The organism is Thiohalomonas denitrificans, assembly GCF_900102855.1.
Lineage (GTDB): Bacteria > Pseudomonadota > Gammaproteobacteria > Thiohalomonadales > Thiohalomonadaceae > Thiohalomonas > Thiohalomonas denitrificans.
Window position 1 is genome coordinate 109188 of the sequence record NZ_FMWD01000007.1, and the last position, 12743, is coordinate 121930.

The window sequence follows — 12743 nt, forward strand, 5'->3', positions numbered from 1 at the left end:
CGCCCCAGTTTCTTGATATCCAGATGCAGCAGGTCGCCGGGAGCCTCGTGTTCATAGCGGTTGTCGGGCCGGGCCGGTTCCAGTGCCGCCAGACGGTTGAGGCCCGCACGTTTAAGAATCCTGGCTACTGTGCTTTGCCCAATACCGACCGCCTCGGCAATCTGGCGGTAGGTCTGGCGCTGTCGGCGACGGGCAATGACCTCCCTGATGAGTGGCTCGGGCGTGGCCAAGGGGCGGCTGCGCGGGCGTGACGAGCGGTTCTCCAGACCGGCTTCGCCCTCTTCGAGATAGCGTCGGACCCACTTGTAAACCGTTCGCACACTCACCCCCATGGCTTGCGCGACCTCCTCAGGCCTGAGTCCCTCGTGGACCACCCTGCGCACTAACAGGGCTCGACCATGGACCGTTAAACGTTCATTCTTATGTTTGTTCATCCGGGCCTCCTGGAGGTTGGTTTTGGTTTGCACCTCCATTCTTCCGGGTAGGCTCCGGATGAACAATCTACTGAGAGATCACATCTAGTTGTCTGTTAGGAGTCAAGATATTCCTGCGCCTTTCTTCGAAGCCGCACCATACCGAAATCTATAGTTTCCAATGGGTTGAGATGAACACAACCAATTAGGAAATCCGTTTAATTGGCCCTTCCCGACTCTTTATTTTAGGATTTTCGCACCCAGGCGGTGGAAACGGCCAGCTACTCCTCGAGCTGTCCAACCGGGACCGTTACAAGATCAGCGGCCTGGGTCGGGCGGCGGCACCACCCTTCAGGTTCACCGTGCGCTGATGGAGCATCCCTTCGCCACCTCGGACTCGCTGGTGGAGAAGACCGGCATCACCCCGGCGGCCGTCAACAAGGCCCTCGTCCACCTGGAGCAGCTCGACATCGTGAAGGAGCTGACCGCCCGGAAGCGCAACCGGCTGTTCAGCTATGCGGGCTATATCGAGATCATGAGTCGCGGTACTGAACTGCCGTAGCTTGCTTGCAGATTGGCGCCGAATACGGGCAGTCTGCACAGGCACAAAAACTCTGGAGCAGGAGCCGATGTATTTCGATGTCGCGGGGGTAGAGGTCTCGCCATGGCTCCCCCCGCTGGTGGGGTTTGCGATCTCGCTGTTCACCTCCATGGGTGGCGTTTCGGGCGCCTTCCTGTTGCTGCCGTTTCAGGTGAGCGTCCTTGGCTTCACCAGCCCGGCGGTCAGTGCCACCAACCAGGTGTTTAACGTAGTGGCCACGCCGAGCGGGATCTATCGTTACCTGCGAGAGGGGCGCATGGTCTGGCCTCTGGCGTGGGTTATCGTGGCGGGGACACTACCGGGCGTGGCACTTGGTGCTCTGCTACGCATTGCCTTGCTGCCGGGCGCCCGTGACTTCAAGCTTTTTGTAGCAGCGGTTCTGCTCTACATCGGGCTGCAACTCGGGCGTGACATCCTCTCGCGAGGCCGACGGTCGGAGGGCCCGCCTCAAAATGCGACTGTGGTACCTGCGCGCATTCCCTCCCGTATCGCCTATCGCTACGGCGGCGAACTGTTCACCGCCAATCGCTGGGGCGTGTTTGCCCTGGCCCTGATTGTTGGTGTGATCGGCGGCGCGTACGGGATCGGTGGCGGAGCGATCATCGCCCCGTTTCTGGTCAGCCTGTTCGCACTGCCGGTGCATACGGTCGCCGGGGCCGCGCTGCTGGGCACGTTGGTCACCTCGGTCGCGGGAGTCGCCTTTTACCACTTTATTGCCCCGGTTTTTCCCGATATGGCGGTCGCCCCGGATTGGGGCCTCGGTCTGCTATTCGGCCTGGGCGGTGCTGCTGGCATGTATAGCGGGGCGCGGCTTCAGCGTTACGTCCCCGCCCGTACGCTGAAGTTGTTGCTCGTTGTCTGCCTGGTGGGTCCTGCGGTGGGTTACGTTTACGAGTTTTTCGTTGGGAAGTAAATGGGCAGGTCACTTCGGTCGAGCGGTGTCCCATCAATGATCTTATGGTTCATGCCCCGCCGTGAAGGTCCATCAAGCGCATCCCACCAGTGGGTCAGCGTCCGCTTATCAAGCAGCTTGCAAGTTGGTGACCGTACCTCTACATAACATCCATACCGACATCGCTCAGGCTCGTGCCCGAGCGCATCTTTCGGGCCAGCTCTTCCACCTGTTCGGCAGCATCATGCAGCTCATCCGAGAGGGCCTCCTGGACGAAGAGCGCCAACTGTTCAAAGTCATTGTCCGGAATCGTTTCAAGTGTTTTCTTGTCCAGCAGTACCCGAAAGGACTCTACGACTTTCTGTGCGCGGTCCCGCTGTCGTTCGGTCATGAGTTAAGCTCCTTGCTGAATCGTACTATGCGGGTCCGTAAATGGCCCCGCCTCTATTCACTCTCGCCAATGTCTTCATTCCAGATATTGGGGGATTGCTGAATGAATCGCCGCATCAGCTCGGTGCATTCAGGGTCATTGAGCTCAACCACCTGAATCCCCGCTTCGCGGAGCCAATCCAGGTGACCGGCGAAGTTTTCGGACTCGCCGACAACGACCGTTCCGATGCGAAACTGGCGGATCAGTCCTGAACAATACCAGCACGGTGCCAGCGTGGTGACGAGAATCTTGTCACGGTAGGTGGTTTGCCGACCCGCTTTTCGAAACGCGTCGGTTTCACCGTGGGCTGAAGGATCGTTATCCTGCACCCGCCGATTACGGCCGCGGCTCAGCACTCTCCCCCGTGAGTCGAACATGGCTGCGCCGACGGGCACGCCGCCCTCCTCGAAGCCGGCGTGCGCCTCTTCGTAAGCGGGTTTTAGCATGGCAAGCCAATCCTTAGCGTCCATCGCTCATACCGTTTGGCGGGCTTAGTGGGCCACTAGGGTAATTCCGAAATCAGATTGCCGTACTGCTCTTCCGTAAACAGCCGATGGGTTTGGGTCCGAACGTTACCGCCCGAGGCGATGACAAGGGCCATTTTGGCGACGGCCTCGTCGCTGGGGGCTTCGAGAATGAAGATCGTATCGAATTCGCTGCCCAGGATTCCGTAGAAGGTCTTCATCTCACCGCCCAGACTCCGCACGATCTCCTTCGCGGTCTCCACCCGTGCCGGACTCTGTCTGATGTTTTCGATGCCCTGCGCAGTGAAGCCAAAGAAGATTGCATACAGTTTCATCGGTTCACCTCCCTGCTCCGGTTGTTGTGCAAAGGATTGAGTAGATAAAAGAATGAGTACCAATGAGAGAAGTAGTGCCAGCGTCCTGCCGCTCATACAATTCTCCTTCGGTGTTTCGATGATGCACTCTGCCGCGTACGGCTCTTCCAAAAAATGATTCCAGCGTGTACTCGTATTGTAGTCACTCCCGCAGTATTTCCTTTTCCTGGCGCCGAATTTTAGCCACGCGCGGCTGCCATGCTGCTCCGGAATCGCAGCAGTGCCAGGAGGAAAAGGGCAACTCCGATTCCAGCGGTGACTGAAAGCTGGATCCAGACCTCCGCCAGTGTGGCTCCGCGGAAAATTACCGCCTGTGCCACGCTGACAAAGTGGGTTGAGGGCGAGAACTGCATAAGCCACTGCAACACCACCGGCTGTGCTTCCAAAGGGGTGTTGTTGCCGGATAGCATATTCATCGGAATCACCACCATAACGGCCAGCAACCCCAGCTGAGGCATGGTGCGGGCAACCGTGGCAAGGAAAATACCGATGGAGGTGGCGGCAAAGAGATAGATAACAACGCCGGTGACCAGCAGCGGCAGAGAGCCCGCGATGGCCTGGTCCAGGACGCCTCTTACGACGAGCGTCAGAGAGGTGATAACGACCGCCGTCATCACCAAGGCGGTGGCCCAGAGCTTCCCCAACATGATTTCCACGGAAGTGATGGGCATCGCGAGCGCGTGCTCGATGGTGCCATACTCGCGTTCGCGAATAACGGCGGCGCCGGTCAATAGGACGGTGAGCAGGGTGGTGTGATTGATGAGGGCGACCAACCCCTGGAATCCAGCGGGTACGAGGTTGGGGTTGAACTTCGTCCTGACCACCAGATCCGCAGTTACCGGGGCCTCCCGCCGGGTCTTCTCCAGAAACTCCTTCACCTGTCCCCTGACGATACGCTCGATGTAGCCGGCGCCGATGCCGGCCTGCTTCATTCGTGTGGCATCAACGAGAAGCTGAACATCGGATCGGTCGCCTATCAGGTCCCGCTCGAACCCCTGCGGGATGACCAGAACGAAGGTAATTTCGCCCTGGTCCATCAGTGGTTCGGCAGCAGACAAGGGGATATTTCGGGGTGGCCGGAAGTACGGTGGATAAAAGGAATCGGCTATTCGCTCCGACAATGCGGAGCGGTCCTCATCGACGATGGCGATACGTGCGTTGTGCACGGATGCATCCCCTGCGCCCCGGCCGGGTGTGATCACGCCGACTGTAAAGGCCCAGCCGACCAGGAACAGAAGCACTGGATCACGTCGAAGACTGCGAAGCTCCTTAACTCCCAAGTCGAAGATATTTCTTAGTCGCCGATTCATCAGCGCTCCTGTTTTCGCAGAAACAGCAGGCCCAGCAGGGTGAAAAGGGGCGCCATGACGGCAAGCACCTGGATGAAGGGCAGCAGGCCGCTCAATCCCAGGCCTTTACTGAACGCCCCGACACTGGCTTCGATAAAGTAGGTGGTCGGGTAATGCTCGCCGATAAATCGCGCCGGACCCTGGAGTGAATGAACGGGATCGATGAGCCCCGAGAAGTTAGTTGCAGGGAGTAACGTGAGGATACCGGCAGCAAAAAGCGCCGCTATCTGCGAGTTGGTGAAGGAGGAGACCAGGATGCCGATTCCGGTAGCTGCGGTGACATAGAGCAGAGCGGCTAGCGTCAGAGCGGCCAAGCTCCCTTTGAAAGGTACGCCGAAAATGGTGACTGCCATCAACACCAGAACCGCGTAATTAATCATCGCCAGCAATATATAAGGGAGCTGTTTGCCAAGCAGGAATTCGAGGCGGGTGACCGGCGTAACGTAAAGATTGGTGATCGATCCCAACTCCTTCTCTCGAACGACGCCGAGTGCCGTAAGCAGAGCGGGAATAACGATAAGGAGGAACCCGATTACCCCGGGCACCATGGCAGCAACGCTCTGAAAATCCTCGTTATAAAAAAACCGGGTCTCCACATCGACAGGTAGCGACTCGACCGTGCCTCTCTCTGCCGCCAGCTCTTTCAGGAAGCGCTCATGCAGCCTTTGCGTATAGCCCCGAATCGTTTCAGCCCGGAACGGATTGGTCCCGTCGACCCATGCTGCCGCCTGTGTAAAGGTGCCCCGGCGCAAATACCGGCCGAAACCTTCCGGGATTTCGATGGCCAATGCCAGTTCGCCGATACGCATGCGTCGGTCGAGTTCTTTGCTGGTTCGGATCGACTCCTGCTCATTGAAGTAGCGGGAGCTGGATATGTTCTCGATATAGGCGCGGCTCTCGGGCGTTCGGTCCTGGTCCAACACCGCAAATGGCAAATCCTCGACATCGAGGCTGATGCCGTAGCCGAAAGCAATCATCAGAACAACGGTACCGAACAGGGCGAATACCAGCCGGACCGGATCGCGGAGCAGTTCGAGGGCTTCACGACGCCCGTAAGCATAGGTCCGCCTTATGTCGAACAGGCGGGCGAGCACCGATGTACCGGTTTTTGGCCGTGCCACGGCGTTCGCGGTGGCCGCTTTTGTTTTGGTCTCCGGTATCGGACCGGCCTCCGGCGCAGCCTCTTTGAGATAGCCCACAAAGGCCTCTTCGAGCGTTGTCGCGTCCTTTTCCCGTTTCAATTCATCCGGGCTGCCGATCGCGAGCACCCGGCCGGCGTGCATCAGGGATATACGATCGCAACGGGCCGCCTCGTCCATGAAGTGGGTGGAGACGAAGATAGTGACCCCTTGGTTTCGCGAGAGGTCGAGCAGCAGCTCCCAAAAGCTGTCCCTCGCCATCGGGTCGACACCGGAGGTGGGTTCGTCAAGGATGAGGATTTCCGGTCGGTGAATGATCGCAACGGCGAGGGAGAGGCGTTGGCGTATCCCCATCGGTAGCGACCCGGCAAACTTGTCGAGATAGGGGGAAAGCTCGAAGCGCTCAACCAGTTGCTCGACACGCGATGGGATCTGCTCAGTGGGCAGGTGAAACAGCCGCGCATGCATGGTCAGATTCTGCCGCACGGTCAGTTCACGATAGAGCGAAAAATCCTGTGACATGTAGCCGATGTGCCGGCGGTTCTCGATGTCACTGGCGTCGACCGGTTTGTCGTACAACCACGCCTTGCCTTCGGTCAATGGCAGCAGTCCGGTGAGCATCTTCATCGTGGTGGTCTTGCCGCAGCCGTTGGAGCCGAGAAAGCCGAAAATCTCGCCGCACCCGATATTGAAGGAGACGTGGTCCACCGCGGTGAAGTCACCGAAACGGCGAGTGAGCCCTTCGGCGGCAATGGCGGCGGGGGCGCCGGGCCGGCACCAGCGATCCGGCATCGAAAGCACCTTGTGTGTTTTTCGGCGTTCCTCCGGCAGCAGGCGGATGAATAACTCATCCAGGCTCTCGGCGGCGGTTTGCGCCATCAGTTCGTTCAGGCGGCCCTCTGCAAGGATGCGTCCCGAGTCCATGACGACGACCTGTTCGAGGGCCCTGGCCTCCTCCAGGGAGGCTGTCGCCACCAGAATGGTCATGCCCCGGCGGCGAGTTCGGAGCTCCGCGATGAGCTCCCAGAACTGGTGGCGGGAGAGAGGATCGAAGCCGGTGGTGGGTTCATCCAGAATGAGCAGGTCGGGATCATGGATGAGGGCGCAACAGAGCCCGAGCTTCTGTTTCATGCCGCCGGAGAGCTTTCCGGCAGGCCGATCACGGAAAGGGCTCAGGCCGGTCGCGGCAAGGAGCTCTTCGATCCGCCACTGCCGTTCGACGCGTCCCTGGCCGAACAGACGGCCAAAGAAGTCGATATTTTCGAAAATCGAGAGGTTGAGATAGAGGTTGCGTCCAAGTCCCTGGGGCATATAGGCGACGCGGGACTGAATGGCAGTGCGATGGGTACGGCTGCGAATATCCCCATTTAGAACCCGAAGGGTTCCTTCTTGTAGCTTGCGCGCGCCCGCAATCAGCGAGAGTAGCGTGGATTTTCCGACGCCATCCGGACCGATTACACCCATAAGGCTCCCGGCCGGGATGCTCAAATCAAGATCCGCGAGGGCCGCGGTACCGCGGTACCGGTGGCTCAAGTTCCTGGCCCCGACCGCCTCGCCCATGATCAATCTTCAGCGGCAAGTGGCTGTAGGTGCTCCGGCCATGCGGTGAGTGGTTCGACACGCACATGGAGCGTACCGGGGACACCGGTTGCTATGCCTCCCAGACGCTCCTCGATCAGACTCGGGTCCACATGAGCCCTGACCCGGAACACAAGCTTCTCGCGCTCGCTTTCGGTTTCCACCTCCTTCGGTGTGAATTGGGCCTCCGGAGAGATAAACGATATACGGGCGGGCAGCGGTACCTCGGGGCGGGCATCCAGCACGATGCGTGCTTCCGAACCGACGCCTGTCTGGCCAGCCTGTTGAGTGGGGAAAAATGCGGTCATATAGATATCTTTGCGATCGATGAGCGTCAAAACCTTCCCGCCAACGGGAAGGACTTCACCCGGTTCGGCCAAGCGATAAAGAACGCGTGCCGTGATGGGAGACTTGAGGATGCTGTCGTCCAGTTCGGCCTGGATCGCGTCGATTTTTGCCTGGGCCGCCGCGATGGAAGCCTCGGCTTGGCTTACAGAGGCTCGGGCGGCAGCTAGTGCAGCCCTTTCGCTTCGCAGCCGACTACGGGCCAAATCGGCTTGCTGCTGGGGAATGAGCTGCTGGTTGAGCAGGTCCTGGTTGCGGCTGAACTCGGCGGCCGCAAATTCAACGGCGCTCTCCTCCTGCGCAACCTTGGCTCTGGCGGCGTACATGGCCTGCACGGCTTCCTGGAATTCGGCCTGAGCCTGGCGAAGGTTCGCCTCCAAACTGGTCACATCCATCCGGGCAACCACCTGGGCCTTTCGGACGTTATCGCCCTCGGATACCAGTACTTCGCTCAGGCGTCCAGCATTCTTGGTGGCGATATCAACTTGTGTCGCCTCCAGACGTCCATTGGCCGAGGCAATTCCCTCGGGTAGATCGGGACGCCCGACCCACTTAACGGTGAGGATGAAAGCGAGCAGGAAAAAGAGTGCGACAGACGCGGTGATCAGCCATCTTCGCCTGGAACGGAACATCTCGGTGGGGCCTCTTCAGTTAGGCGACGCGTCTGCGCCACCACCGTGTGCAGTCAATGGTGAGTATAGTCAGCGACTGTCGAGGGGCGCCTTAAACCACCCATGGGCACAGGCTAGCCTCGCGGAAATCTATGCTGACTCCATGGGGGAGCCGGTGACCGAAGGAGGTGACTCATGCGTCATTCGCCAAGATTTGGGCTAGCACTTGTCGTCACGACTGCCAGTCTCTTCGCATGCGCGGGTCCCGGCGGGGTGGAACAGGCCAAGCCGGTTGCGGAATCGGCCATCAGCATCGACGGTAAAATCGGCCTTGCATCGCTGGTTTCACTAAGCGAAGCCCATTTTCAAAAGATGGTGGACTCCTTGCACGTCCTAGCCCTCAGTGGTGCTGCGCAGTCCGGTGATTGGGCGCAGATCAAGGGGCCCTTGGCGGAGGTGGCGAAACGAAATGTCGCCGCACTGAATTGGTTTGCCCTGCCCAATGGCTCCTACTGGAGCGTACAGAACGGCAAAGAACCCGCAAACCTCGCGCAGCGAGATTACTTCCCCAAGGTCCTGGCCGGGCAGACGATCATCGGCGAGCTGGTGGTCAGTAAGAGTACGGGCAAGCCGGCTGCCATTGTGGCGGTGCCCGTTCATGGAGCGGGGCATGCGGTTTTCGGGGTCCTGGGAGCGTCGATCTACCTGGACCGGCTATCGGCTCGCTTGAGCCAGGAGATGGACCTGGACGATCGCGTGATCTTCTACGCGTTCGACCATACGGGACGCTTTTCCCTGGAATGGGATCCCAGCCTGATCTTCCTTGAACCTGAGAAAACAGCTGAGGAAGATTTGATTAGAGCCGTTAAGGAGATTCTGTCCACAGAACAGGGGATGGTGAATTACCGCTTCCGGGGCAGGGGTAGAACGGTGCTATTCCGTCGATCACCGGTAACCGGTTGGTGGCATGCTTTCGGGGTCGCTCCCGAGGGTAGATAAAGAAGCCCGGCACCGCCGGACACGGGTTGAAAATCTGATTTGCACAGCGGATGGGCGTATGAAGCTCAGGTGTACTAGGTTCTGATGAAAGGGCCTGAAGGAGAACGCCCGTGTCACTTTACGCGAACACGTCAGCTCGCCTCATTGGGTCCGTCCTCCTCGCCATCACTTCCTCATTAGCATTGTCTGCGTCAGGCGATGAATCCGGGACGGAGGTAATCGTCCGGGAAATCGCAAAGACTGCAGTCACTGCCGGTGGCGAGCCCGTCAATTATCCGCGTACCGACAAGCCGGAAGTGACCGCCAACGTCGTAGAGCTACCGCCGGGAGCGGAAACGGGGTGGCATTACCACCCAATCCCGGTCTATGGGTATGTTATCCGAGGCACGCTCGAGGTGGAGAGGGAGACTGGCGAGGTCATCACCTACCGTCAGGGAGACGCAATCGTCGAGGCGATGGATTCCTTGCTCAACGCGCGAAATACGGGCATGGAGCCCGTTGAAATGGTGGCGTTTTATATGGGCGCGCAAGGGATCGCCAATACGGTAACCACCCCGGAAGCGGAGGAGCCCGGATCCGGGTAAGTTTCCCGGGCAAACGCACGATAGAGAGCGGCACAATGTTTACAAAATCATTCATACGGTGGCAAACATGAAAGCGGACAATCAGACTACGTCAGAGGTGAAAGACACCCTAAACCGATTCGCTGACGCCTTTGCCAAGCGGGATATGGATAGCTTGAAGGCCACGCTCGCCCCGGATCCAGATGTGACATTCTTCGGCACTGGCAGCGATGAAGAGCGAGTGGGACTGTCCGACATCGGAGAGCAACTGCACCGAGACTGGTCGCAAAGCGAGTCGGCATCGATCGACTGGGGCGGAGTCTCTGTTTCCAGTGCAGGACCGGTGGCTTGGGTGGCAGCTGATGTCACACTGAGGGCAAAGACGAACGGCAAAGAGATAACGCTCCCCGGGCGGGTGACTGCTGTCATGGACAAACGTGATGGCCACTGGCTAATAGATCAGTGGCACCTGTCCGTCCCCATGTCCGGGCAGGAAAAAGGACGCTCGTTTCCGAGCCAATAGGCGTGCGAACGGGTGGCAGGCCACCGCTTCGGCAGGAAACCTGCCTCACCCATAGGAATACATATCAACTTTACATCAGAAGGAACTCTCTCATGGCACGGAAGTCCTTTCTCCAGCCGGGTAACGCATGGCCCGGCTTTCTCAACGCAATTCTTACATTGCTTTGCCTCGTTACGACCGGTCCGGCGCAGGCCGAAAAGGCGCTGAGTCACGAGCAGCTCTCCGCTTTTGTGAAACAGGCCGCCCACAAGCTTGAGCAGGAAGGTAAGGCGGCATTCGACGATTTTCGAAAGCGAGGGGGTAAATGGTTCCAGGGGGAGCGCTACATCTTCGTGTGGGGCCTGGACGGCACAAGGTACGTCTACCCGCCGGACCCTTCCGGCGAGGGAAAGAATATGCTTGGTCTAAAGGACGTCAACGACAAACCCATCGGCGCCTGGTTCGTGCAGCAAGCGGCCATAGAGCCGGGGCATGGCTGGGTCCACTACCAATGGCCCCGGCCGAACGAGCTATTTCCCGCATGGAAGTCAACCTACATCCAAAGCGCCGTCGATCCTGACGGCGAGCGCTATCTGGTTGGCTCCGGGCAGTACGACATGCCGCTGACACGGGCTATCCTGGTCGATCTGGTCGATGACGCAGCCAAACTCCTGGAAGAGCAGAGCCAGGCCGCATTCTCCCAACTGCGCAATGAGTCGGACAAGTTCATCTTCATGGACACCTATGTCTTCGTGCTGGATACCACCGGGACCGAACTGGTAAACCCGGCATTCCCCAACCTCGAGGGGCGCAATCTCATGGAGTACGAAGATGCCGCCGGCAATCGTCTCGTGAAGGAGATGATCACCCGAACCGCGGAAGGGAGCGCCTGGGTGGAGTACTACTGGCCCCGACCCGGATCTGCCGAGCCGGTACGCAAGGTAGCTCACGTACGACGCGTGCGCGCCAACGGTGAAGAGTGGATTGTCGGTGCCGGGATGTATGAACCGAAGTAACGGTGAACAAGTCAAGGTTCCCGACATTCAATTTCCTCTGACTAACAAGAAAAAAGAATGGAGATGCACTCTTCTTGGAGTGTCTAAATAGCTGTTCCGAAATCATGTCCAACAGGCTCCTTCGGTGACATACCGAGATACATGTAGGAGCGACGGAAGCCGCGATTCGGCGCTATCGCGACTTCCGTCGCTCCTACATGCATGGACACCAATTTAGAACACGTATTTAGTCATAAGTAGTCATGGAAGATTAGCCGAAATCGCTGAAAGACGAGCACGGCCCAGGGCCTCCGTGGGAATGACTCCATGGCCGAAGTCCGCTTTCGGCCACTGAACCGTGGCTTGCAAAGAACGATTGAGTGACCCTTCAGGATCAATAGCGGCTCGCCAGCCGGTGGAACTCCACCACTGTTCCCGCATCTGAATTGCAGTATTATCGTCCGTTGCGCAGGGCGGTCTGAAACTCCCTCGCCTCGATTTCTTTGATTCTCTTAAGAGCGGGAGTGCTAATGTCCCGAATACTGACGGTCGGCCTCGTTCAGCACGATTGCGGCGAGGATCGTGAGACCAATCTGAACAAGGACCTCGATGGAATTCGCGAGGCGGCGTCCCGTGGTGCCCGGCTGGTGCTTTTGCAAGAGCTGCATACTTCACGTTATTTCTGTCAGAGCGAGGATATCGGTCAGTTCGACCTGGCCGAGCCGATCCCGGGGCCTTCGACGGAGGCGCTAGGGCGTGTCGCCGCAGAATTGGGAGTGGTGATTGTCGGTTCGCTCTTCGAGCGCCGCGCCCCCGGCCTCTATCACAATACGGCGGTGGTGCTGGACAGCGATGGTTCGCTGGCGGGCCGTTACCGCAAGATGCATATTCCCGATGATCCGGGCTATTACGAGAAGTTCTATTTCACCCCGGGCGACCTCGGCTTCACCCCCATCGATACCGCGGTGGGACGTCTCGGTGTGCTGGTCTGCTGGGATCAGTGGTTTCCCGAAGCCGCCCGGCTGATGGCGCTGGCCGGGGCCGAACTGCTCCTCTACCCCACCGCCATCGGCTGGGACCCGGCAGATGACGCCGCGGAACAGGAGCGCCAGCGCGAGGCTTGGATCACCGTACAGCGTGGTCATGCCGTCGCCAACGGCCTGCCGGTACTGGCCTGCAACCGCACCGGTGCGGAGCCGGACCCGAGCAGCCACACTTCAGGTGCCCGTTTCTGGGGGTCGAGTTTCGCTGCGGGACCGCAGGGGGAGTTCCTGGCGCGGGCCGGTGAAGAGAGTGAAGAGGTTCTGGTGGTGGACGTGGATCTGGGACGCAGCGAGTCGGTGCGGCGGATCTGGCCCTTCCTGAGGGATCGGCGGATCGATGCCTATGGAGATCTCGGCAAGCGGTTTCGGGATGAGTGAATAGCGGATTCCGGAGGCTGCGCCTTCTGCGACCTTGCGGCAGATCGGTTATCATCATTTTCTACCA

13 protein-coding genes and 1 pseudogene are annotated in these 12743 nt (G+C 59.1%); 7 read left to right on the forward strand and 7 right to left on the reverse strand.

The features are described 5' to 3' along the window. The coding region (locus tag BLP65_RS11955) for a helix-turn-helix domain-containing protein (RefSeq protein ID WP_217631984.1) at nucleotides 1–434 on the reverse strand (434 nt) is incomplete at its 3' end. A 237-nt stretch (nucleotides 435–671) separates the two neighbouring features. On the opposite strand from BLP65_RS11955, the pseudogene BLP65_RS17430 reads away from it, so the two are divergent. Together BLP65_RS17430 and BLP65_RS11965 are read left to right on the forward strand one after the other, a co-directional pair. Next, nucleotides 672–975 (forward strand): annotated as a pseudogene (locus BLP65_RS17430) (Fic family protein); the annotation flags it as partial. A 67-nt stretch (nucleotides 976–1042) separates the two neighbouring features. After that, nucleotides 1043–1927, forward strand: a complete 885-nt coding sequence (locus BLP65_RS11965) for a sulfite exporter TauE/SafE family protein (RefSeq protein ID WP_092997419.1) — start codon at nucleotides 1043–1045, stop codon at nucleotides 1925–1927. A 139-nt stretch (nucleotides 1928–2066) separates the two neighbouring features. On the opposite strand, the gene BLP65_RS11970 is transcribed toward BLP65_RS11965, so the two are convergent. The 6 genes from BLP65_RS11970 to BLP65_RS11995 form a co-directional block, all read right to left on the reverse strand. Further along, nucleotides 2067–2297, reverse strand: a complete 231-nt coding sequence (locus tag BLP65_RS11970) for a hypothetical protein (RefSeq protein WP_092997422.1) — start codon at nucleotides 2295–2297, stop codon at nucleotides 2067–2069. A 53-nt stretch (nucleotides 2298–2350) separates the two neighbouring features. Then, nucleotides 2351–2782, reverse strand: a complete 432-nt coding sequence (locus BLP65_RS11975; RefSeq protein ID WP_217631986.1) for a nucleoside deaminase — start codon at nucleotides 2780–2782, stop codon at nucleotides 2351–2353. 56 nt (nucleotides 2783–2838) lie between these two features. Next, complete coding sequence (locus tag BLP65_RS11980; protein ID WP_175452552.1) at nucleotides 2839–3135, reverse strand: GYD domain-containing protein; 297 nt, start codon at nucleotides 3133–3135, stop codon at nucleotides 2839–2841. 218 nt (nucleotides 3136–3353) lie between these two features. After that, nucleotides 3354–4484, reverse strand: a complete 1131-nt coding sequence (locus BLP65_RS11985) for an ABC transporter permease (RefSeq protein ID WP_175452553.1) — start codon at nucleotides 4482–4484, stop codon at nucleotides 3354–3356. Continuing rightward, the gene (gene rbbA, locus BLP65_RS11990) at nucleotides 4484–7222 is read right to left on the reverse strand and encodes a ribosome-associated ATPase/putative transporter RbbA (RefSeq protein WP_092997434.1); all 2739 of its coding nucleotides are present in this window, start codon (nucleotides 7220–7222) and stop codon (nucleotides 4484–4486) included. The genes BLP65_RS11985 and rbbA overlap by 1 nt, the downstream gene beginning before the upstream one ends. A 2-nt stretch (nucleotides 7223–7224) precedes the next feature. Beyond that, nucleotides 7225–8217 (reverse strand): HlyD family secretion protein, encoded by a 993-nt coding sequence (locus BLP65_RS11995; protein ID WP_092997437.1) that lies wholly within the window; start codon nucleotides 8215–8217, stop codon nucleotides 7225–7227. Nucleotides 8218–8391: 174 nt separating this feature from the next. Between BLP65_RS11995 and BLP65_RS12000 the strand changes: the two genes are divergently transcribed. From BLP65_RS12000 to BLP65_RS12020, 5 genes are all read left to right on the forward strand, one after another. Then, nucleotides 8392–9195 carry a cache domain-containing protein gene (locus BLP65_RS12000; RefSeq protein WP_092997440.1) on the forward strand — a complete coding sequence of 268 codons (804 nt, stop codon included), beginning with the start codon at nucleotides 8392–8394 and terminating at the stop codon, nucleotides 9193–9195. A gap of 110 nt (nucleotides 9196–9305) precedes the next feature. Next, a complete protein-coding gene (locus tag BLP65_RS12005; RefSeq protein WP_092997443.1) occupies nucleotides 9306–9779 on the forward strand; it encodes a cupin domain-containing protein in 474 nt (157 codons plus the stop codon). 67 nt (nucleotides 9780–9846) lie between these two features. Further along, the gene (locus BLP65_RS12010; RefSeq protein WP_092997446.1) at nucleotides 9847–10281 is read left to right on the forward strand and encodes a nuclear transport factor 2 family protein; all 435 of its coding nucleotides are present in this window, start codon (nucleotides 9847–9849) and stop codon (nucleotides 10279–10281) included. A gap of 92 nt (nucleotides 10282–10373) precedes the next feature. Then, a complete protein-coding gene (locus tag BLP65_RS12015; RefSeq protein ID WP_092997449.1) occupies nucleotides 10374–11276 on the forward strand; it encodes a cache domain-containing protein in 903 nt (300 codons plus the stop codon). A 509-nt stretch (nucleotides 11277–11785) separates the two neighbouring features. Continuing rightward, on the forward strand, nucleotides 11786–12676 hold the full coding sequence (locus BLP65_RS12020; protein ID WP_092997452.1) for a carbon-nitrogen hydrolase: 891 nt from the start codon (nucleotides 11786–11788) through the stop codon (nucleotides 12674–12676). Nucleotides 12677–12743 lie beyond the last annotated feature (67 nt).